21 protein-coding genes, 1 tRNA gene, 1 other RNA gene and 1 pseudogene are annotated in these 21602 nt (G+C 64.9%); 12 read left to right on the top strand and 12 right to left on the bottom strand.

What is annotated here, in order from left to right; all coding sequences use genetic code 11:
- Positions 1-187 precede the first annotated feature (187 nt).
- Positions 188-1084: a LysR substrate-binding domain-containing protein gene (locus ACU0BR_RS10740; RefSeq protein ID WP_446156830.1), complete on the top strand. Its 897-nt coding sequence runs from the start codon at positions 188-190 to the stop codon at positions 1082-1084.
- A gap of 13 nt (positions 1085-1097) precedes the next feature.
- Here the strand turns inward: ACU0BR_RS10740 and ACU0BR_RS10735 are convergent, their stop codons facing one another.
- A complete protein-coding gene (locus ACU0BR_RS10735) occupies positions 1098-2003 on the bottom strand; it encodes a LysR substrate-binding domain-containing protein (RefSeq protein WP_446156829.1) in 906 nt (301 codons plus the stop codon).
- 121 nt (positions 2004-2124) lie between these two features.
- On the opposite strand from ACU0BR_RS10735, the gene ACU0BR_RS10730 reads away from it, so the two are divergent.
- The 4 genes from ACU0BR_RS10730 to ACU0BR_RS10715 all read left to right on the top strand — a co-directional run bounded on the left by ACU0BR_RS10730 (position 2125) and on the right by ACU0BR_RS10715 (position 5708).
- Positions 2125-3081 (top strand): LLM class oxidoreductase, encoded by a 957-nt coding sequence (locus tag ACU0BR_RS10730; protein WP_446156828.1) that lies wholly within the window; start codon positions 2125-2127, stop codon positions 3079-3081.
- A gap of 9 nt (positions 3082-3090) precedes the next feature.
- Positions 3091-3885 (top strand): SDR family NAD(P)-dependent oxidoreductase, encoded by a 795-nt coding sequence (locus ACU0BR_RS10725; RefSeq protein WP_446156827.1) that lies wholly within the window; start codon positions 3091-3093, stop codon positions 3883-3885.
- Positions 3886-4266: 381 nt separating this feature from the next.
- Positions 4267-5253: a zinc-dependent alcohol dehydrogenase family protein gene (locus ACU0BR_RS10720; RefSeq protein ID WP_446156826.1), complete on the top strand. Its 987-nt coding sequence runs from the start codon at positions 4267-4269 to the stop codon at positions 5251-5253.
- A gap of 363 nt (positions 5254-5616) precedes the next feature.
- Positions 5617-5708 (top strand) — tRNA-OTHER (locus tag ACU0BR_RS10715).
- A 165-nt stretch (positions 5709-5873) separates the two neighbouring features.
- Here ACU0BR_RS10715 and acuI read toward each other — a convergent pair.
- From acuI to ACU0BR_RS10700, 3 genes are read right to left on the bottom strand one after another with little or no spacing between them, the layout of a single operon-like run.
- On the bottom strand, positions 5874-6863 hold the full coding sequence (acuI, locus tag ACU0BR_RS10710; RefSeq protein WP_446156825.1) for an acryloyl-CoA reductase: 990 nt from the start codon (positions 6861-6863) through the stop codon (positions 5874-5876).
- Positions 6864-6919: 56 nt separating this feature from the next.
- Complete coding sequence (locus ACU0BR_RS10705; RefSeq protein ID WP_446156824.1) at positions 6920-7597, bottom strand: DUF1326 domain-containing protein; 678 nt, start codon at positions 7595-7597, stop codon at positions 6920-6922.
- 14 nt (positions 7598-7611) lie between these two features.
- Positions 7612-8379: a DUF2182 domain-containing protein gene (locus ACU0BR_RS10700; protein ID WP_446156823.1), complete on the bottom strand. Its 768-nt coding sequence runs from the start codon at positions 8377-8379 to the stop codon at positions 7612-7614.
- A gap of 89 nt (positions 8380-8468) precedes the next feature.
- On the opposite strand from ACU0BR_RS10700, the gene ACU0BR_RS10695 reads away from it, so the two are divergent.
- The 6 genes from ACU0BR_RS10695 (at position 8469) to ACU0BR_RS10670 (ending at position 12288) form a co-directional block, all read left to right on the top strand.
- On the top strand, positions 8469-9218 hold the full coding sequence (locus tag ACU0BR_RS10695) for a FadR/GntR family transcriptional regulator (RefSeq protein ID WP_446156822.1): 750 nt from the start codon (positions 8469-8471) through the stop codon (positions 9216-9218).
- 91 nt (positions 9219-9309) lie between these two features.
- Positions 9310-9659, top strand: a transfer-messenger RNA (tmRNA) gene (gene ssrA / locus ACU0BR_RS10690).
- A 190-nt stretch (positions 9660-9849) separates the two neighbouring features.
- A complete protein-coding gene (locus tag ACU0BR_RS10685) occupies positions 9850-10335 on the top strand; it encodes an SspB family protein (protein ID WP_446156821.1) in 486 nt (161 codons plus the stop codon).
- A 111-nt stretch (positions 10336-10446) separates the two neighbouring features.
- Positions 10447-11844, top strand: coding sequence for a class II fumarate hydratase (gene fumC / locus ACU0BR_RS10680; protein ID WP_446156820.1), 1398 nt, complete (start codon positions 10447-10449; stop codon positions 11842-11844).
- Positions 11841-12020, top strand: coding sequence for a DUF4169 family protein (locus ACU0BR_RS10675; RefSeq protein WP_446156819.1), 180 nt, complete (start codon positions 11841-11843; stop codon positions 12018-12020). Before fumC ends, ACU0BR_RS10675 begins: the two co-directional genes overlap by 4 nt.
- Positions 12021-12045: 25 nt before the next feature.
- Complete coding sequence (locus tag ACU0BR_RS10670) at positions 12046-12288, top strand: ribbon-helix-helix domain-containing protein (RefSeq protein ID WP_446156818.1); 243 nt, start codon at positions 12046-12048, stop codon at positions 12286-12288.
- Here the strand turns inward: ACU0BR_RS10670 and ACU0BR_RS10665 are convergent.
- The 3 genes from ACU0BR_RS10665 to ACU0BR_RS10655 form a co-directional block, all read right to left on the bottom strand.
- Positions 12275-13639 (bottom strand): cytochrome P450, encoded by a 1365-nt coding sequence (locus ACU0BR_RS10665; RefSeq protein WP_446156817.1) that lies wholly within the window; start codon positions 13637-13639, stop codon positions 12275-12277. The genes ACU0BR_RS10670 and ACU0BR_RS10665 overlap by 14 nt on opposite strands.
- On the bottom strand, positions 13636-14862 hold the full coding sequence (locus ACU0BR_RS10660) for a hypothetical protein (RefSeq protein WP_446156816.1): 1227 nt from the start codon (positions 14860-14862) through the stop codon (positions 13636-13638). Before ACU0BR_RS10660 ends, ACU0BR_RS10665 begins: the two co-directional genes overlap by 4 nt.
- A 61-nt stretch (positions 14863-14923) precedes the next feature.
- Positions 14924-15676: a cytochrome c biogenesis CcdA family protein gene (locus tag ACU0BR_RS10655; protein WP_446156815.1), complete on the bottom strand. Its 753-nt coding sequence runs from the start codon at positions 15674-15676 to the stop codon at positions 14924-14926.
- A gap of 107 nt (positions 15677-15783) precedes the next feature.
- On the opposite strand from ACU0BR_RS10655, the gene ACU0BR_RS10650 reads away from it, so the two are divergent.
- Positions 15784-16014: a sulfurtransferase TusA family protein gene (locus tag ACU0BR_RS10650; protein ID WP_446156814.1), complete on the top strand. Its 231-nt coding sequence runs from the start codon at positions 15784-15786 to the stop codon at positions 16012-16014.
- Between the two features lie 5 nt (positions 16015-16019).
- Here ACU0BR_RS10650 and ACU0BR_RS10645 read toward each other — a convergent pair whose 3' ends face one another.
- From ACU0BR_RS10645 to ACU0BR_RS10625, 5 genes and pseudogenes are all read right to left on the bottom strand, one after another.
- Positions 16020-17126, bottom strand: a complete 1107-nt coding sequence (locus ACU0BR_RS10645; RefSeq protein ID WP_446156813.1) for an ABC transporter ATP-binding protein — start codon at positions 17124-17126, stop codon at positions 16020-16022.
- A 16-nt stretch (positions 17127-17142) separates the two neighbouring features.
- Positions 17143-18807 (bottom strand): alpha-amylase family glycosyl hydrolase, encoded by a 1665-nt coding sequence (locus tag ACU0BR_RS10640; RefSeq protein WP_446156812.1) that lies wholly within the window; start codon positions 18805-18807, stop codon positions 17143-17145.
- Between the two features lie 6 nt (positions 18808-18813).
- A complete protein-coding gene (locus ACU0BR_RS10635; protein ID WP_446156811.1) occupies positions 18814-19947 on the bottom strand; it encodes a carbohydrate ABC transporter permease in 1134 nt (377 codons plus the stop codon).
- Positions 19947-20939 carry a carbohydrate ABC transporter permease gene (locus ACU0BR_RS10630; protein WP_446156810.1) on the bottom strand — a complete coding sequence of 331 codons (993 nt, stop codon included), beginning with the start codon at positions 20937-20939 and terminating at the stop codon, positions 19947-19949. Before ACU0BR_RS10630 ends, ACU0BR_RS10635 begins: the two co-directional genes overlap by 1 nt.
- 81 nt (positions 20940-21020) lie before the next feature.
- Positions 21021-21602, bottom strand: a pseudogene (locus ACU0BR_RS10625) (alpha-glucoside ABC transporter substrate-binding protein); the annotation flags it as partial.

The raw sequence follows: 21602 nt of genomic DNA, 5'->3' as shown, positions 1-21602 counted from the left end.
TGGGCGGCCAGCCTCCGGCGCTGGTCTATTGGCAGAGAAATGATAGCAACCAACCCGGTCAGCAGGTGCAACGAGTAGCTTAAATCATGCCAGATCCTGTCCAAGAGACGGGGAGTAGCTCAGATACGTGGAAGAGGCGCATGCGACCAGCTAAGCGCAACTGTTGCGTGGGTGTAGTAGAACTATCGTGATGAGCGAAGCTAATCTTCCGTCCCTGAACGGCCTGCGAGCTTTCTCGGCTGCCGGCAGGCAGCTGTCCTTCCGCGCAGCGGCGGAGGAACTGGGCGTGACGCAGGGCGCCGTGGCGCAGCAAGTGCGCGGGCTCGAGGAACATCTCGGCCTGCGCCTGTTCCTGCGTGAGCCGCGGGGGCTTAGCCTCACAGAAGAAGGGGGGACCTACCATGCTGCGGTCTCCCGTGCCTTCACCCAGCTCTCAGACGCGACCGGTGCGCTCCTGGACACGCCCTCGCGTGTGACGATCAGCGTGACCCCGACCTTCGCCTCGAAATGGCTTATCCCGAGGCTCGCCGAATTCACCGAGGCCTACCCGGGAATCGACCTCCGGATCACCGCGACCGAGCGGGTCATGAGCTTCCATGCCGATGGCATAGACCTTGCGGTTCGGCAGGGGCGCACGCCGTTCGGGGCGAGTCTGCGTGCCGAGCTGCTGTTCCCGCAACAGGTCGTCGCAGTCTGCTCGCCGCAGCTCACGGCCCCGGACAACCTTCCCATCGATGCGGCCACACTGTCCCGTATGACCCTGCTGCACGATGCTCACGATCTCTGGCCGCGGTTCCTTGAGATGGCCTTCGAATACGTGCCGACGCCGCCACGCGGGCTGCACTTCAGCCAGACGACCCTGAGCCTTGACGCAGCCTTGGCCGGTCAGGGTGTCGCCCTGGCCAGCCGCTTCCTTGTGCAGCGTGACCTTCACGGGGGTCGCCTGGTGCGTGCTGTCCAAGCCGCACTGGAGGGGGGACAGGACTTCTATGCCCTCTTGCCTCGTCAGGGTGCATCCGAGGCGGCATTTCGGGTGATGGAGTGGCTACTCGGCATGGCGCGTGAGGAAATTCCGGAGGGGTGATGTCTCGGCTTCTTCATTCGCTCCATTCGGAACGATTACCCAATTTCGCGATCAGGAAATCCATGAATAGGCGGGTCTTTGGCGTCAGCACGTTGGTGCGGGGATAGATTAGCCACAGCACCGATCGGTCGTTCATCTTCCACTCGGGTAGGACGCGCATCAGGCGGCCCGCTGCAATCTCGCCGGCAACATTCCAAAGGGAGTTCATCGACAGACCAGCCCCCGCCAGCGTCGCCTCGCGCTGCGCGTCACCGTCGTCGAGGATCGTCCGGCAGGTCATGCTTGCCGGGTCCAGCACCGCCGTCTCGCCCTGCGTGTTTGCGAGTTCACGTGGTTCGAGACCGCCCCAGGCGATGAACGCATGGCCCCGGAGATCCACGGGGGTCCCCGGGGTGCCGCATCTCTCGAGATAGGCAGGCGAGGCGCAGAGGATGCGAGTGTCATCGGCCAGCTTGCGGCCCTTCAAGCTGCTGTTTGCAAGCGGCCCGCTCCGCAGGGCGAGGTCGAAGCTGCCCTCGATCGCGTCGAAGCGCGTGTCGGAAAGGCGCAGGTCGAGAGTGAGGTCGGGATATGCCTCATTGAATTCCGGCAGGAGCGGCATAATGTGCAACTGTGCGAAGCTGCTCGGTGCCGCGAACCGCAGGGTGCCCTTGGGGCCGGGGTTTGTCCCGCCGAGCGCTCCAAGGGCCGCATCCGCCTGGGCGAGTATCTCGCGGGCGTAGGGCAGGAAATCCGCACCATCGAGCGAGAGGGAGACCTTGCGCGTGGTGCGCCGCAGCAACTCGACCCCGAGCTCCTGCTCGAGCTTGGCGAGCCGGGCGCTGGCCACCGCTGGCGCAAGGCCCAGCTCGCGCCCCGCGGCCGAGATGTTCAGCCGGTCGGCTGCCATGACGAAAAGGCGCAGGTTGTCGGTATCCACGTCGATTATATCCCGAAGCCGAAAAATCAAATCCGGTATGCCCGGATTTATGGCCGCTTCGCAAGGTATAGGTTCGATCCATCGGCCAAGCGTGATGAGGAGAGAAATTGTGAAGGACACTGTGCAACACACTGGCTTCGCCCCGCTGAACCGGGCTTATAACGCGACCTTCCGGCCCGGGCAGCTGAGTATCGGCCTCGTCGCCCCGCTGGAGACGCATGGCAACGATCCCGTGCCCGACATGACCCGCCATATCGAGCGGGCGCAGCTGGCCGACGACCTGGGCTTCTCGGCGCTCTGGTTGCGGGACGTGCCGTTCAATGTGCCCTCCTTCGGGGATGCGGGGCAGATCTTCGACCCCTTCGTCTACCTCGGCGCACTGGCAGGCGCGACGCGCGAGATCGCGCTGGGAGTGGCGAGCATCGTGCTGCCCCTGCACCACCCGGCGCATGTGGCCAAGGCGGCGGCCTCGGCCGATGTGCTTTCGGGCGGGCGGTTGCTGCTGGGCGTGGCCTCGGGCGACCGGCCGGACGAATACCCGGCCCTGGGCATGAGCTTCGAGGATCGCGGCAACAGGTTCCGCGACAGCGTGGATTACATCCGGGCAATGGCTGAGACCTACCCGCGTGCTGAAACCGCGCAAGGGACGCTCTCCGGCGGGATCGACATGCTGCCCAAACCCTCCGCCGGGCGGCTGCCGTTGCTGATCACCGGTGGCAGCCAGCAGGCGCCCGACTGGGTCGCGCGAAACGGCGACGGCTGGATGACCTACCCGCGCGATGCAGCCACGCAAGGCAGGGTTGTGGGCGCTTACCGCGAACGTATCGCCGAGGCGGGGCTGCCGGACAAACCGGTGATGCAATCGCTCTACGTCGACCTCGTCGCGCAGAAGGATGCGGCACCGAGTCCGATCCACCTCGGCTTCCGCTCTGGCACCGACTACCTGCAACGCTACCTCGAAGAGATCCGCGCCCTCGGCATCAACCACGTCGCCCTGAACCTGCGGTTCGACGGGGCGGATACCGAAGACACGATGAAGCGATTGGCGGACGAGATCCTGCCGGACTTTCACCCGTAAGGAGACGACATGCCCAAGACCATTCTGATCACCGGCGCCACGGACGGCATAGGCCTGCTGACGGCCAAGACGCTCGTCGCTGATGGGCACAATGTGCTGCTCCATGGCCGGAGCGCCGACAAGCTTGAGGCCGCCGCCGAGCAGGTAGACGGCGATCCGGAGACCTACCGCGCCGATTTGTCGGACCTTTCTGCGGTGGCCTCCTTCGCGGAGGAGGTCCGCGCGCGGCATGAGCGGCTGGACGTGCTGATAAACAACGCGGGCGTGCTGAAGGCCCGGCAGACCCGGACGGATGCCGGGCTGGACCTGCGGTTCGTCGTCAACACGCTGGCGCCGTGGGTGCTGACCCGAGAGCTCTTGCCGATCCTGCCCGAGGACGGCCGGGTCGTGAACCTCTCCTCGGCCGCGCAGGCCCCCGTGGACGTGGCCGCCTTGCGCGGCGAACGCAGTCTCAGCGACATGGAGGCCTATGCGCAGAGCAAGCTGGCGATCACGATCTGGACGCAGGAACTGGCCCGCGCGCATGCTCAGGGCCCGGTCTTCATCGCCGTCAATCCGGGCTCGCTGCTTGCTTCGAAGATGGTCAAGGAGGGCTTCGGCATCGCGGGCAACGACCTGTCGATCGGCGCGGACATACTGACCCGCGCGGCCCTGTCGAAGGAATTCGCCGACGCATCGGGCCGCTACTTCGACAACGACGCAGGCCGCTTTGCCCCGCCCAACGCGGCGGCAGACGCCCCGGACCACGTGGCCGAGGTGATGGCCGCCATCCGCGCGCTCACCGACATGGCGACTGAAACCTGAAGATAGGATTCGGTGTCCGCGGCCAGACTTTGTTCTTGATCACGCAGACGAAGGGCGTGTTCCAGGCGGCGGCGAGGTTCATCGCCTCGGCGCCATGTGTTCCTCCCTTTCATGTGTGGCGGGACTCCCGCCTTGACCGCTGGGGAAAGCGGTTTGCTGGGCCGCAGGAGTCGACAATCTCTTCCTGTCGCTGACGGCGCTGCGAGGCCTTAATTATCTCGCGGTGAGGCAGTTTGAGACAGGTTGAGGACGGGCTGCGTCAGCCCACGGTGCCGGGCTCAACTATATCTGAAACACGAAAACTGAACTCAATTCCTGCTCGGTTATGTCGAGATCCGCGAGCCTGTATGTTTCTTTCAACACAGAACATAGGAGAAACCGATGAAAGCCATGACTTTAACCGCCTACGGGCCGGAGGCGACCTTCACCGAAGTCGAGCAGCCGCGTCCCATGGCCGGCCACGGCCAGGTGCTCGTCCGTGTCAAAGCGACTAGCGTCAACACCATCGATACGATGATCAAGGACATGGGCACCGACCTGCCCCTGTCGCCCGAGTTGCCCGCCGTGCTGGGCATGGACTTCGCAGGTATTGTCGAGGAGGTCGGCGAGGAAGTCACCGGCTATGCCGTTGGCGACGAGGTCTATGGCTGCGCCGGCGGCCTGGCTGACCTTCAGGGGGCGCTGGCCGAGTTCATTCCCGCCGACGCACGACTCATCGCGCACAAACCCAGGTCGCTCTCCATGCGCGAGGCCGCCGCCCTGCCGCTGGTGGGCATCACCGCCTGGGAGGGGCTGGAGCGTGCCGGCGTCTCCTCGGGACAGAAGGTGCTGGTTCAGGGCGGCGCCGGGGGTGTCGGTCATGTCGCCGTGCAGCTGGCCCGTCACCTCGGTGCAGAGGTTTCCTCGACAGGCACCGGCGCCGAACAGATGTCGGTGATTAAGGGCTACGGCGCCCGATCCATCGACTTCAAGTCCGAGGAGGTCGACGCTTATGTCGGCAGCCATACCAGCGGCGCCGGCTTTGACGCGGTTTTCGACACGGTCGGCGGGGCAAACCTCGCGAACTCCTTCGCAGCCGCCGCGCTGAACGCCCATGTCGTCACAACGGTCGCTCTTTCGGAGATCGACCTTGCCCCCGCCCACTTCAAGGGCCTGTCGCTGCACATCGTCTTCATGCTGCTGCCTATGCTGCACGACGTCCGACGCGAGGTGCACGGGCAGATCCTCGCGGACCTCGCCAAGCTGGTAGACGACGGCACCGTGAAGCCCCTGTTGGACACGCCGGCCTTCGCGCTCAATCAGACCGGCGATGCCTATGCCAAGCTGCAAAGCGGTCAAGCAATAGGCAAGGTGGTCGTAGAGGTCTGACGCGCAAATAGAGGTCGGGCGACATAACGCCCGATCCATCAGTAGGCTATCCCAAACATCAATTACGTCGGCAGATCCGCCATTCACTGCGACTGGAACAGACGTCGGCTTTGGGCCGATGGCGGCGAGCCATAGCTCATTGCAAGCACCTAATCTGATCTCCGGCCACAGTTCGGTTCGAAGCTTGCCTGACTGGCATTGCATGAGGGTGAAGGATCTCCAGCCATCAGCAATATCGTCCGGCCTCGCACGCCTTCCTCTCGCGATGGGAGAGCACTGGCACTATGCCGTCCAACTATGCCGCCCTACCCCGCCGAGGATGCCAATATCGCGCATCTTGCTGCCAATGATCCAATAAAATAAGGAGTTTTGTGCGCCAGAATCGGCTGAAAACGGTCTCGAAAACCGTTGAGCCTTCACGGGTTCCCAGGGTTCTAATCCCTGCCTCTCCGCCACGCCCCCGTTTTCCAGAAAGTCGTCCCGCCCGCGCGGCTCTGTGGCTGCGTTGCGGATCGGACAGATCCATGCCTCCGGCGGGGATATTTTCGGCCAGAAGAAGGCGCGGGGTCGCGGGCTTCTTCTTGGGCAAAATACTCCCGCCGGAGGCCGATCTTCTCTTCTCAGGCGTTCACATCGACGAGGACGCGGCCGCGGATCTGGCCCTTCAGAATGTCGCCGCCCAGCTTTGGCAGATCGCTCAGGGTGGCGGGCCGGATCATGGAGTCCAGTTTGCTCAGCGGCAGATCGCGCGCGATACGCTGCCAGGCGCGCTCTCGGTTGTCGAAGGGCTGCATCACGCTGTCGATGCCCAGCAGGTTCACGCCGCGCAGCAGGAAGGGCACGACGGTCGCAGGCAGGGCCGCGCCGCCGGCCAGGCCGACGGCCGCGACCGAGGTGCCGTATTTCATCTGGCCGAGGACACGCGCCAGCATGGCCCCGCCCACGGCGTCGATGCAGCCCGCCCAGGTTTCGGCCTCCAGCGGGCGTTTGACGGTCTCGGCCAGATCCTCGCGCGCCACGATCTTCGTGGCGCCGAGATCGCGCAGGTAGTCGCCCGACTCGGGCCTGCCCGTCACCGCCGCGACCTCATGGCCGAGCTGCGCCAGGATCGCCGTGGCAACCGAGCCCACACCGCCGGAGGCCCCGGTGACCAGGACGGGGTCCTGCCCGGGGCTCAGGCCGTGGTCTTCCAGCGCCATGACGGCCAGCATCGCGGTGAACCCCGCGGTGCCCACCGCCATCGCCTGGCGCGTGTCCAGCCCCTCGGGCAGCGGAACCAGCCAATCGGCCTTGACGCGCGCCTTTTGCGAATAGCCGCCCCAGTGCGCTTCTCCGACGCGCCAGCCGGTCAGGACCACCTTGTCGCCCGGCGCGTAGCGCGGATCGTCGCTCGCCTCGACCGTTCCGGCAAAGTCGATGCCGGGCACATGCGGATAGTTGCGCACCAGTCCGCCGCCAGGGCCGATGCACAGACCGTCCTTGTAGTTGAGGGTGGAATATTCCACCGCGACCGTCACTTCGGCCTCGGGCAATTGCCCGACATCCAGCTGCTCGACGGCGGCGGCGGTTTTTCCAGCGTCGTCCTTGCGCACGACCAATGCGTTGAACATGGTTTCTCTCCTTTGATTTCCGTCAGATACGGATACTTGCCTCAAGGCGCGCGGGCTCAGGCCCTGCGCTTGGCGGGACCGGACCAGCTGATCGGGCAGATCTCGGCCGATTTGCCATCGAAATCCCAGACCCGCCCATGATCGCGGACCCGCGATCGCAGCCCGCGCGCGGCGATCACGTCGGGCCCCATCCAGTAGCGGGAATTGGAGATCATGACGGGGTGATCGGCATCCGCCCCTTCGAGCATCTCGATCTCGCCACTGATCTTGCGTCCTACGGTGATGCTGCGCCGCCTGCCGTCGCGCGTGATGCTCACCGGGGCACGGCCGGCGCCGATGATCTCGCTGACCAGCATGGTGAAGAGCCCGGTCGTGCCGCCCGCCGCGCCGGAAAAGATGGCGAGCAGACCCTCATAGGCCGCGTCGCTCGCGGTTTCGTCGATATAGGCGGCGACCTTCCAGTTGCCTTCCGACATGCGGCCCGGAATATCCACCAGCAGGCCGATGTTCAGCCCCGCCAGATCCGCGTCGCCGTAGTGTCCCTTGTCGATCGCGACCGCCATCCATGTGTGGCAATGCCCCTCGGTCGGCGGATGCGCGCCAAGGCTGACCACGCAGGGGCAGAACACCGTGCAGGAACAGTTGAGAAACAGCTCCCCCTCGATGGCCCAGCGGGGGGCGGGTGCGGGATCCTCGCCGCTGCCGCCGGGCTTCGGCTGTGCTCGATCTACCATGTCTGATCCCTCGCTCATGAAAGTGTCGCCAGCATCCAACCCGCCACGCCCAGACCCGCCGCGATCAGCGCGGCGCCGAGCGGGCGGATCACCGCGTGACCCAGGTAGGGCAGCTTTTCCAGCACCATGAACAGCGTCGCCAGTCCCATCCACAGCAGATTCATCGTGCCGCCCGCGAACCCGAGCGCCATGAAGCCCCAGCAGCAGGCCACGCAATAGCTGCCCAGGCCCGCGCCCATGCGCATTCCGCCGCTCAGCCCCGGCGACCAGCGGCCCAGAAACCACAACGTCGGGCTGTGGCAGACCTTGTGGCAGACCTGCTTGCCGAGCGTGAACTGATAGGCGCCCGTGCCGATCAGCAGCATTGCCGCCAGCCAGCCCGACACCGGCCGACCAAGCAGGTCGATCACCCCTGCCCTCAGCAGAGCCTCCTGCACCGCGGCGATTCCGGCGGCAAAGATCAGCCATATCGCGAAATAGCCGAGCGCCACTCCGATCCATCCCGCCCTTGTGCCATCCGCGGCGCGGATCAGGTCATCATAGACCGACAGCGCGGGCACCAGAGTGGGCATCATCATGGCCAGCATCATCAGCCCCCACATGCCGAACAGCAGGCGCCAGCCTTCGAGCGGCATCGCGTTGGGACCGTAGGCGATCCCCAGGACCGACAGGCCGGACATCTGCGCCATGCCGTAAAGGGCGGCCCAGGCGGCCAGGATCGCGCCGAAAAGCGACAGCCACGCAATGGTACGAAACGAAACCGACATCGCCCCCTCAAGCATTGCGTGAACCTTGCCGAAGTCGTAACACGGCAGCACTGGCAATTGTCAAACATTTAATCGAAGCCGCAGATCAGCCCGCGCGTGAGCTCATGAAATACGAACTGGCATCCGATCAGGACCTGTCCATCCAGATCGCAGCGGCAATCCATGCCGCGATCGTCTCGGGCGGTCTGGACATCGGCGAAAGGCTGCCTTCGGAAGCTGAGCTGGCGGAGCGGTTCCGCGTCTCCCGCCCCACGGTGCGGGAGGCGCTCAAGCGGCTGGCCGCCCAGAATCTGATCCGCACCCGGCGCGGCGCGGCGGGGGGCGCTTTCGTCAACCGCCTGACCTACCGGCAGGCCTGCGACCAGCTGGTCACCACCTCCACGCTGCTCCTGTCGATGAACGACGTCAGTTTCGAGACCGCCTGCGAGGCCCGCTATGCGCTGGAGCGCGCCTGCGCCCCGCTTGGCGCCGAGCGGCGCGGCGCATCGCATCTGGAACGTCTGCACGAGGAAATCGCGATCCAGCGCCGCGCGGATCTGTCAGACGAGGGGTTCTGCGCCTCCGACGTGCGCTTTCACCGGACCCTGGTTGAGGCGGCGGCGAACCCGGTTCTCACCTTCCACTTGTCCGGCGCGGTGGAGGCGATGCAGCCCCTGATGAACATGATCACCTTCACCGGGCGCTCGCGCGGCAGGATCGTGGGCCTGCACGCCGATGTCGCCGCCGCGCTGGACCGGCGCGATGCGGAGGCCATTCTGACGGCGCTCGGGCAGTTGCAGGATTATACCGTCGGTCTGTTCCATGCGATCCGGCAGCGGCGCGCGCATCGGAAATCACGCGTTCCTCACGCGTGAGCGAAAGCGGGCGGGCGTTCTTCTTGGAAAAATACTCCCGCCGGAGGCGTCGCGCGGGCCGGGAAAGCTGTCTGCGGGAAAGTTGCGTTTGCCCCTTCTCATCCGCGCCACAGCGCCTATATTAAACCTGCTTCCGCAAGGGAGCTATGGGCATAAACGCGCACGTAATAAGCGGATCGGACCCGGGGGCGGTACCCGGCGGCTCCACCAACATCCTTCATTTGGGGATCATGGGGCCGAAACAGGATCGACGAACGTCTAAAGGTGTTTGCTTTGTCCCGGTGAGTTACCACCGTTATCGGTACATCAAAGCTAGTTGCAAATGACAACAAAGCTCCGGTCGCACTCGCAGCGTAAGCTGTGCGTAACACCGAACCTAAGCCCTTGCGCCTAGCAGCGTAAGGCGGGGTCCGCAGGCACCTGGCAACAGAAGCCTGCACTTCAATTCCCGCGCCCTGGCCGGACACCCCCGCCCCTCTGCCTTCCCCTGTCGTTTCGCCATGCCGTTCGCGCCGCGGGCACAAGCTCGGGGCACAGGCTTGATCGGGCGCGCGACATCCGCCCTCGCATCCCCTTTCATCTGAGTCAGAATCAACTATGGTTAAGGCAGTTGAACAAGGGATGGGCCCGGATGTCGCGCCAGATTGATTACGGAAACCTGATGCACCGCGCCATGCGTCGGCTGATCTCCGACGTGTTGACGGATGTGGGCCGGAACGGCCTGCCGGGGGAGCATCATTTCTTCATCACCTATGACACGACGCACCCGCGCGTGGGCATGACCGAATGGCTGAAGGAGCGCTATCCCGAAGAGATCACGATCGTGATCCAGCATTGGTTCGAGGATCTTATCGTCGAGGATGAGGGCTTTCATGTCACGCTGAACTTCGGCGATCAGCCGGTGGCGCTTTACGTGCCTTTCGACTCGATGCAGACCTTTGTCGATCCTTCGGTGGAATTCGGCCTGCGGTTCGACCGTCAGTCCGACGCGCGCACCGATGAGGACGATGATCTGCATATCGTCGAAATCGACGATGACGATGACGAAGATGACGAAGCGCATTCGCCCTCCGAAAAGGAAGCCGAAATCGTCAGTCTCGACAGCTTCCGCAAATAGGAGGCGGCGCGGTTTTTCCGCTCGTTCCGCCCTGCCCGTCCACGGCTTTGAATTGCCCTTGCGCGGCGGGTTGCGTATAGCCCTGTGGCAACGACCCCAAGGAGCTTGCCCATGACCGCGACCCGTACCGAGACCGACAGCTTCGGCCCGCTGGAGGTGCCCGCCGACAAGTACTGGGGCGCGCAGACACAGCGCTCCATCATGAATTTCCCCATCGGATGGGAACGTCAGCCCGTCGCCATCGTCCGCGCCCTGGGTGTGATCAAGAAGGCCTGCGCAGAGGCCAATGCCGAAAACGGCAAGCTCGACGCCAGGCTGGCGGAGGCCATCACCACCGCCGCGCAGGAGGTCATCGACGGCAAGCTCGACGGCAACTTCCCGCTGGTGGTCTGGCAGACCGGGTCGGGCACGCAGTCCAACATGAACGCCAACGAGGTCATCGCGAACCGGGCCATCGAACTGCTGGGCGGCACCATCGGCAGCAAGGACCCCGTGCATCCCAACGATCACCTGAACATGGGCCAGTCGTCGAACGACACCTTCCCGACCGCGATGCATGTCGCCACCGCGACGACGGCGCGCGACGTGCTGCTGCCGGGGCTTGAGAAACTGCATGAAGCGCTTTGCGCAAAGGTGCGGGAATTCGACGGTGTCATCAAGATCGGCCGCACCCACACGATGGACGCCACGCCGCTGACGCTGGCGCAGGAATTTTCCGGCTACGCGCATCAGGTCGGCAAGGCGATCGAACGGGTGAAGGCCGCACTGGGCGACATCCACGAATTGGCGCAGGGCGGCACCGCCGTGGGCACCGGGCTCAACACCGTCGCGGGCTGGGGCGAACAGGTCGCCGCCAACATGGCGCGGATCACCGGCCTGCCCTTCGTCACCGCACCCAACAAGTTCGAGGCGCTGGCAGGCCATGACGCGATGGTGCAGATGTCGGGCACGCTCAAGACCGTGGCGGCCGGCCTTTTCAAGATCGCCAACGACATCCGCCTGCTGGGTTCCGGCCCCCGCTGCGGCCTGGGAGAGCTGATGCTGCCCGAAAACGAGCCTGGATCGTCGATCATGCCGGGCAAGGTCAACCCCACCCAGGCCGAGGCGATGACCCAGGTTTGCGCCCATGTCATCGGCAATGACGCCGCCGTGGGCTTTGCCGGCAGCCAGGGCCATTTCGAGCTGAACGTCTACAAGCCGATGATAGCCTATAACGTGTTGCAATCCATGCAGTTGCTGGGCGATGCGGCGGCGGCCTTCACCGACAATTGCGTCAGCGGCATCCGCGCGGATCGCGACCGTATCGAAAAGCTGATGCGCGAATCCCTGATGCTGGTGACCGCGCTCGCGCCGGAAATCGGCTATGACAACGCCACCACCGTCGCCAAGACCGCGCATAAGAACGGCACCACCCTGCGGGAGGAGGCGATAAACCTTGGCTTCGTCGATGCGGAAACCTTCGACCGTGTCGTGCGCCCCGAGCAGATGATCGGACCCAAGCCCGCATGAGCGATATCGTCAACCTGCGCCAGGCGCGCAAACGGGCCGAGCGGGAACAGGCGCGGCAAGAGGCCGACCAGCGCGCGGCGCAGCACGGCCTGAGCAAGGCGCAGAAAATCCTCGCCGCCTCGCAAAGCGCCGCCGCACGCAAGATGCTCGACAGCAAGAAGCTGTCGGAGGAATGAGCAGCTTGGCGACGCCGCTGCCGCGATGACCCAGCGGCCGCGCAAGCATTCCCTGACCCTGAAGGGGCACCGGACATCGGTGTCCCTCGAGGACGATTTTTGGTACGCGTTCAAGCAGATCGCGGATGACGCGAATATTCCGCTGAATGTGCTGGCCGCGCGCATCGACGCGGATCGCGGGCTTGATACCGGGCTGGCCACGGCGATCCGGCTTTACGTGCTGCGCCACTTTCGCGATGCCGCTGCGCGCGGCCCTAGCGCGGAGTGATGCGCAGCCAGATGCCGTCGCGCGCGCGCACCGTCAGATGTGCCACCGGCACCGGCACCCGCCCCTCGACCGTCTCGAATGAAAAGCGCTGGCACAGGCGCGCCAGCAGCAGCACGCCCTCGGCCATGGCAAAACCCGCGCCGGTGCAGACGCGCCTCCCCGCGCTGAAGGGGATATAGGCGTCGCGCTGGCGCTGCTTGCCGTTGTCGGTCTTCCATCGTTCGGGGGCGAAGCCGTCGGGATTGTCCCAGAGCCGCTCGTGCCGGTGCAAATGCCATGGCGACAGCACGATCTGCGCGCCGGGCCGCAGGGCGCGGTCGCGGAAACGCTCCGGCCCGGTCGCCTCGCGCACCATCATCGGGACGGGGGGATAAAGCCGCAGCACCTCGCGGAACACGTCGCGCGTGTAGGGCAGCTTTGACAACAGCGCGAAATCCGGTGTCCGCCCCTCGAACGCGGCCTCGGCCTCCGCCGCCACGCGGGCCTGCACCTGCGGATAAAGCGCCATCAGGTAAAGCCCCCAGGCCAGGGCCGAGGCGCTGGTTTCATGGCCCGCCAGGAAAAAGATCGCGACTTGGTCGATCATCTCTTCGGTATCGAACAGCTCCCCGGTCTCGGGGTCGCGCGTGGTCATGATCTTGGTCGCCAGATCGTCGGGCGCGCGGTCCGCGGCGATCGCGGCCCGGCGACGGTCGGTCAGCGCGCGGATCAGCCCGCGGATTTCGCGCGCCGTGCGTTTGGTGCCGCGGCTGAAAAACCGCGGCATCCAGCGCGGGCCGGGCAGAAAGGCCGCGAGGTTCAGGATCGGTTGCGTGCGCTGGTGTTCGCGAAACTGGTCGAACACCCGCGCCGCGGTCTCGTCCTCGATCGGTATGGAAAAGAGCGTGCGGAATATGACGTCGGCGGCCGCGTGGCTGGTCTGCGCCTCCACCTCCAGCACCGCGCCCGCGCCCGCCGCCTGCCCCAGCCGCGCCGCGGCGGCCTCCGTCGCCTCCCACATCGAGGGGAAAGTATCGCGCAGTCGCCCCCCCTCGAACGCCGGGTCGATGATGCGGCGCTGCCGTTCCCACGTCGCGCCATTGGTCAGGAAGACCGAGTTGCCCAGCAACGGGCGCAACCCCGCGCCGATCCGGTCGGACTTGGGAAACTCCATCGGGCGCGCCTTGAGCACCTCGCGCACCAGTTCGGGCTGGTTGATGAGATAGGACCGGAAAAAGGGCGTACGGAATTCCGCCATCCAGGCGCGGTAGTGCTTGGCAGGCTGCGCCGACAGAATATCCTGCCGGAACAGACGCATATAACGCCAAAGCGATACGCGACCGGAACGGGCGGCGGGCTTGGGCGGGGTCATGCGGCCATCGATCGATGCGGGGAAACCGCGGTTTCGATCCGACTTTTGGATGCGGCGCGCCCGCTGAAGCGTTCGGCCAATGTCATCGGGCCGGCGGTAATGCGGAAATAATCATAGTCTCCGGGCCGGTCGAAGGCGCAGAGATATTGAAAATGCAGGCGGAAAAAGCGCCAGCGCAGTTCTTTCCAGCGCGCCGGGCTGAGGGTCTGGGTAAAGGCGGCGGAGATCACGAGCGGCCAGCGCTTGCCCGTCTCGGGCGAGACGCCGCTGACCGCGACCGGGTCGCAAAGCGCGAAGGCGCAGCCGTCGCCCGGGGCGGTCACATCGACCCAAGCCAGCTCCGAACGTTGAGAGAGAAAATGAAGATCGGCACGCAAGCGTTTGGCTTCCGGCAGAAAAGAGACCATGGGCACAACCTGCCCCAGCGACAGGAACGACAGCCTTGGCCCATCCGCCGCGACACCGCCCGCCCGGATCAGATCCGACAGGATCGACACCGCCAGATGCGCGCCCGAGGAATGGCCCACCACCAGCACCTCGTCCGGCCCCTCTGCAAGGGCCTGTGCGATGATCCGGGTGAAATCGCGCATCCGCTCTTCCAGCTCGGGCGGATTGGCGCCGCGCGTGCGGGCGGAATAGGCGTAGTCATGCATCAGATAATAGGCAAAGACCTTGTTGTCGTGCTTGCGAAACCACATCAGCACCGGCGGGAGGACCGCGAGGCCCGCCAGCCACGCCGGTATCGCGAGCGCGCGCGGCAGCACCGCCGCCAGGGCCGCGCCCGCCGCCCAGGCCAAAAGCAGGGCGACCAGCAATTGCGCCAGCAGAAAGAACACCGGGTAAAGCGCTGCGATCACCGGGCCTTTCCGCAGGCGCATCAGGCGGAACAGCGCCCCCGAGGTGATGTAGATCCAGGCGGTCTGCAGCATCTGCAGATAGGTCGCGGCGATGCCCGTCGACATTGAATTGCGCACGATGTCGGACCAGACCAGCACCTCGATCCGGGCATCGACGCGGCCGTCTTCGATGGTGGCCTCTACGTCCCAGCCGTAGGGCCCCGGCCCCGTCTTGGGGGTCAGCGCGATGCGATAGCCCGACACCGCCGCCTGCGCGCGCGACTGCTTGCGGTACAATTCGCGATACCGGCGCGGGTGGATCGGATCATAGCCCGGAATATAGAACACCCGCCGGCTTCGGACGGTCTGCTGCGGTTGTGAATTCATGGCCTGCCCCTGACGCGGTCGGGGACAGGCTACGCGGTAAATCAGGCAAATCTAGGGAAAATCAGCCCAATACCGCCAGGCTGGGGAAGGTTTCCAGCAACCAATAGCTGAGATCGGCAAATGCGCCGGTCAGCAGCATGATCCCCACCAGCAACAACAGCCCCCCCATCAGCCGCTCGATCAGCTTCATATGGCGCTTGAGCCTGTTCATCAGCCCCATCGCCCGGTTGATGAAGATCGCCGCCAGCAGGAACGGAATGCCCAGCCCCGCGGCGTAGAAGCCCAGCAAGGTGGTGCCGCGGGTCACCGACGCCTCGGAGGCGGCAAGCGACAGGATCGTGCCCAGCTGCGGCCCGATGCAGGGGGTCCAGCCGAAGGCGAAGGCCAGCCCCAGCAGATAGGCGCCGGCCGCCGTGCCGCCGCGCTTCCCCGCGTCGACGCGGGTGTCGCGGTCGAGCAGCGGAATGCGCAGGATGCCCAGAAAATGCAGGCCGAAGAAAATCACCACGACGCCCGATGCCTTGGCGAAAATATCCTGATATTGCAAGAAAAACTGGCCGAAGAGCGAGACGGTGAAGCCAAGCAGCAGAAAGACCGTAGAAAGCCCGAGCACGAAAAACAGCGCCGCCGCGATCACTGCCCGCCGGGCGCGCATGCTACCCGTCATGTCGTTCACCGATATACCGCCCATGAAGGCCAGATAGGGCGGCACGATGGGCAGCACGCAGGGCGACAGAAAGCTCAGCAGCCCCGCCGTTACCGCGATCATGATCGCGGGCAGCAGGCTCGCGTCGATCAGGTCTATTCCGAACATCTCGTCTCCTTTTCCGCCTGCTCTACCGGACGGGAACCTTTGCGTCACCCCCACGCCGGCTCACATTGCCGTGGACTTGATTTCATGGAGTAACTATCTGTCGGAGCATGAGCATCTGGGACGAAGAGATCGACGCGCGCGGGCTTTTATGCCCGCTGCCGGTGTTGCGCCTGCGCAAGCGGATGAAGGGGCTGGCGGCGGGGCAAACCGTGCGTCTGCTGGCCGATGATCCGGCAGCGGTCATAGACGTGCCGCATTACTGTGCGGAATCGGGGGCCAGCCTGATCGAACGCTCGGAGGATGCGGGCACGCAGGTCTATCTGATCCGCAAGGCGTGATCGCGTCACGCAGGCGCATCCGGCAGCTTGCGGTGCAGCAGCGAAAGACCGTCCACGAACAGGTGCACCTTGTCGGGCGGCGCGCCCATCGCGACGCTCTGCCCGCGCAGATCGCTGCACACGCCGGGCAACTTGGCCACAACCGCGTCGCGTCCTTCCTCCGGCTCGAAATAGAGCAGCGTCACCTCGCCCAGGGCTTCGGTGATGGCCACCTTTCCGCGAAAGACCGGCTTTTCCCCGGTCAGCACCATGTCCTCGGGGCGGATGCCCAGATTGACCCGCGCGCCCATGTCCGACGCCACGCTGGGCACGCTCGACAGTGCCGTTTCGCCGCTGTCCAGACGCACCTGCGTCCGGGCGCCGGTGTCCACGATTTCGCCCGGCAGCAGGTTCATCGCGGGCGAGCCGATGAAGCGGGCGACGAATTCATTCTCGGGGCGCTGGTAAAGATCCATCGGCGTGCCGACCTGGCGGATGCCGCCGCCTTCCAGCACGACGATGCGGCTGGCCAGCGTCATCGCCTCCACCTGGTCGTGGGTGACATAGATCATGGTGGAATTGGGCATCGCCTCTTTCAGCTGGGCGATCTCGATCCGGGTGGCGACGCGCAGCGCGGCGTCGAGGTTCGACAGCGGCTCGTCGAACAGATAGACCTTGGGGTCGCGTACGATCGCGCGCCCGATGGCGACCCGCTGGCGCTGCCCGCCCGACAGCGCCTTGGGCAGCCGGTCCAGATAGGGCGTCAGTTGTAGGATGCGCGCGGCGTTTTCCACCGCCGCTTCGATCTGCGCGCGGCTTTGTCTGGCGATTTTCAGCGCGAAGGCCATGTTGTCGCGCACCGTCATATGCGGATAAAGCGCGTAGGACTGGAACACCATCGCGATGCCGCGCTGCGCTGGCGGCACGTCGTTGACCAGTTGCCCGTCGATTTCCAGCGTCCCGCCGCTGATCTGCTCGAGCCCCGCGATCATCCGCAGCAAGGTGGATTTGCCGCATCCCGAGGGGCCGACGAACACGACCAGTTCCCCCTGCTCTATCGTCAGGTTGATGTCGGACAAGACCCGGACCGATCCGTAGGACTTGGCGATATTTGTCAGCTTCAGATCGGCCATGGGCTGCTCCCTGCGCTCACTTCGGGCTCTTGTCGATGGCCAGGCAGCATTGCCAGGGCCCCAGATGGGCCGTGCCCGACGGCGACGCGGTGGCGGAGTTGAGCTCCGACCCGATCTGCACCCAATTGCCATCCGCGGGCATCGTCACATCGCCGGGCGCGTCGCTGAGGTTGATCGCGCAAAAGATGCGCTCCGCCTCATGGGACCGGATGAACTTGACCACCGCGCCCTCGGCTTCCACCGGGGTCTGGGCGCCTTTCCTGAGCGCCTTGTGGCTGCGGCGGAACGCCAGCGCGCGGCGGTAATGATGCAGAACGCCGGCCGGGTCCTGCTCTTGCGTGTGGACGGCCAGGTTGACATGCTGATGCGGGATCGGCAGCCAGGGATTGCCGACGGTGAAGCCCGCGTTCTGGCTGGATTGTTCCCACACCATCGGCGTGCGGCAGCCGTCGCGGCCCTTGAACCTGGGCCAGAATTCGATGCCGTAGGGGTCTTGCAGGTCCTCGAAGGGGACGTCGGCCTCGGGCAGGCCCAATTCCTCGCCCTGATAGATGCACACCGATCCGCGGATCAGGAACAACAGCGTGGCCACGGCCCGCAGCCCCGAGGGCGACAGGTTCCACCGGGTCGCGTGGCGCACAACGTCGTGGTTGGAAAAGGCCCAGCACGCATACCCGTCCGCGGCCACACGGTCGAGATGGGCGAACACCTCGACCACCCTCGCCGCATTCAGCGGTTCGGCCGACAGGAACTCGAAGGCATAGCACATCTGCACCAGATCGGTGCCTTGCGTATATTCGCCCAGCAATTCCAACCCGCGCTGCGCATCGCCGATCTCGCCCACGGCGGCGGCGCCGTATTCGTCCAGCAGCTTGCGGTAGCGTCGCAGGAAATCGAGGTTTTCGGGCTGGTTCTTGGAATGGATGTGTTCCTGATGGTTGTAGGGGTTAACCACGGGCGCGATGGAATCGTTGCGCCGCCCCGGTTCCAGTGCCGGGTTGTCGCGCAGTTGCGCGTCGGCGAAGTAGAAGTTGATCGTATCCAGCCGAAACCCGTCGACGCCCCGGTCGAGCCAGAATTTGGTGACGCCCAGCAACTCGTCCTGCACCGCTTCGCAATGGAAGTTCAGATCGGGCTGGGTGGTCAGGAAATTGTGCAGATAATACTGGCAGCGCCGCGTGTCCCAATGCCAGGCGGAGCCGCCGAAGATCGACAGCCAGTTGTTGGGCGGCGTGCCATCGGGCTTGGCATCGGCCCAGACGTACCAGTCGGCCCTGGGGGTGTCGCGGCCCTGCTGGCTTTCGCGAAACCAGGGGTGCTGGTCCGAGGTGTGGCTGAGCACCAGGTCGATCATCACCCGCAGCCCCAGCATATGCGCGGCCTCGACCACGGAATCGAAATCCGCCAGGTTGCCGAACATCGGGTCGACATCGCAGTAATCCGCGACATCATAGCCGAAATCCTTCATCGGAGAGGTGAAAAACGGCGAGATCCACACCGCATCCACCCCGAGCGACGCGATATGCGGCAGCCGTTCCACGATGCCCAGCAGATCGCCCACCCCGTCGCCGTTGCTGTCCTGGTAGGAGCGCGGGTAGATCTGGTAGATCACCGCCCCCCGCCACCAGTCGGTATCTGCGTCCGCCTTGGGCGAGCGGTTCATCACGTTCATGACATTCATATATTCTTAACCACCTTTGACCGAACCGGCCAACAGGCCGCGTACAAGGTATCTTTGCATCAGGAAGAAAACGACAAGCGGCACCGCGATCGAGACGAAGGCCGACGCGGCCAGGATTTCCCAATCGCCGCCGCGCGATCCAAGAAGCTCTCTCAGTCGGCCTGTCATCACCAGTTGTTCTTCATTGTTGCCAAGGAATACAGTCGCGACGAGCAGGTCGTTCCAGACCCACAGAAACTGAAAGATGGCAAAGGACGCAAGGGCCGGGAAACTCAGCGGCAACACGATCTTGCGAAAGATCTGGAAATCGGTGGCGCCATCGACCCGCGCGCTTTCGATGATCTCGCCAGGAAGCCCCGCGATGTAGTTGCGCAGAAGATAGATCGCCAGCGGCAGGCCAAAGGCCGTGTGGGCCAGCCAGATGCCCAGATAGGCTTTGCCGATGCCGATGGAATTATGCAGCTTGAGCAGCGGGATCAGCGTCATCTGCAAGGGCACAACCAGCAGCCCCACCACCAGCGCGATCAAAAGCGCGCGCCCCGGAAAGCGCATCCAGGCCAGCGCATAGGCCGCGAAGGCCGCGATGACGATGGGGATGACCGTGGCCGGGATCGTCACCGTCAGCGTGTTGAGGAACGACCGCCCGATGCCTTCGGAAAAGAGCACGGTGCGGTAGTTGTCGAGCGTGAACTTGGGCGGCTCCAGCGCGGTGACGAAGAGGCGGATGCCGCGCGTGCCCTTCATCGGCTCGGCCGAGGTGACGCGGTAATCGCCATTCGCCGCGACCGTGATGCGCGCGCCGTTGCGTTCGGCCACCTGCCCCGCCTGATATTTCATCGGCGCGCGCGACGAGACGCCGAAGGCCGTGATCTCGCCCTTGGCGCCGTCGAAGACATTGCCGCTCAGCACATATCCGGCGCCGTCGCGCGCGGCCTCGTCCGGCGCGCCGGTGCGCACGACAAGGTTGCGTTCCGCCGCCGAAAGCGCGGTCCACCAGCCCGAGGTTGCGATCTGGTCGCGATCGCGGAACGACGAGATCAGCAGCCCCGCCGTCGGCACCGTCCACAGCACCACCAGCAGCAGCGCGGCAAGGTTCACAGCCCAGACCAGGCTGGATTTCGTTCCGGCGACATTGTCCATCACTGCATCTCTTTGCGCGCGTTGCGGATGTTCCAGACCATGATCGGCGTGACCAGCAGCATGATCACCAGCGCGATGGCAGAGGCCCGCCCGAAATCCGCGCCGCGGAACATCCAGTCGAACATCAGGTTTGCCAGTACCTGGCTGCCCCATTGCCCGTTGGTCATCGCCAGCACGATGTCGAAGACCTTGAGCACCAGGATGGTGATCGTCGTCCAGACCACCGCGATGGTGCCCCAGATCTGCGGCACCTTGATCTTCCAGAAGATCTGCATCGGGCTGGCCCCGTCCAGGATCGCCGCCTCGATCGTTTCCTCGGGAATGCCGCGCAGGGCCGCCGACAGGATCACCATCGCGAATCCGGTCTGGATCCACACCAGGATCATCATCAAGAAGAAATTGTTCCAGAAGGGCATGGTGATCCAGGCCTGCGGCGCGCCGCCCATCGCCACGACGATGGCATTGAGCAGGCCGATCTGCTCTTGCCCCTCGCCGCGATAGTCATAGACGAATTTCCAGATCACCGAGGCGCCGATGAAACTGATCGCCATCGGCATGAAGATCAGCGACTTGGCGATATTGCCCCAGCGGATACGGTCGGTCAGCGTCGCGGCCAGAAGGCCGAAAAACGTCGACAGCGCGGGCACCACGAACAGCCACAAGGCGTTGTTGCGCATCGATTCCCAGAATTTGGAATCGCCCGCCAGCCACGACCAGTTGGCGCCGCCGACGAACCCGCCGCCGGTGCCGCCGGTGAACGACAGCCAGATCGAATTGAGCACTGGATAGATCAGATAGATCACCAACACCAAGAGCGCGGGCAGCACGAACAGCCAGGGCCGGATCGCGGTGGCGCGGTTGATGTTGCGCGAGGCATTGGCCCCGCGTGCCGGATAGATCCGATCCAGCGCCATGTTCGACAGCCAGAAATAGGCGACGCAGCCAAAGACGCCCGCCACCATCGTGAAACCTGCCCAGAAAAGCTGATCCATGAACGCTCCGGTCGGCGCGCGGGCTGCGCGGCTTGGGCTGCGGGGGGCCTTTGCACATGGCGCGGGCCCCCCGTTGTGGGTCTATTTGATCGAATCCCAGGTGCTCTGGATGTCGGAGGCCACGGCCTTGGCCTCCTTGCCGCCCACATAGTCGACCATGCCGGTCCAGAAGGCGCCCGCGCCGATGGCGCCCGGCATCAGGTCGGAGGCGTCGAAGCGGAAGGTGTCGGCGTTCAGCAGGATGTCGTTCATCTTGCGCAGCGTCGGATCGCCGTAAAGTTCGGTGTTCACGCCGGTATGCGGGGTCAGGAAGCCCTTTTGCGCCATCCAGACCTCATGCGCGATGGGGGTTTGCAGGAACTTCAGGAATTCCTGCGCGCCGCGCCCGTCCCTGGTGATGCCGAACACCGTGCCCGCGCCCAGCACGGGCTTGCCCAGATCCTTGTCGGCATAGGCGGGGAAGTAGAAGAAATCCGCATCCTGCCCGATCACCGTGCCCTCGGGGAAAAACGCCGGAATGAACGAGGCCTGGCGGTGCATGTAGCATTGCGGCGGCGAGGAGAAGAGCCCCTTGGGGCTGTCGCGGAAATCGGTCGAGGCTACGGCCCCCGCGCCGCCCGCGACATAAGCGTCGTTGCGGGCGAACCAGCCGAATTCCTTGAT

The sequence above is a fragment of the Brevirhabdus sp. genome, from assembly GCF_052826345.1.
Note: the sequence above shows the minus strand (reverse complement) of the source record. Positions and strands in the feature narration are given on the sequence as shown.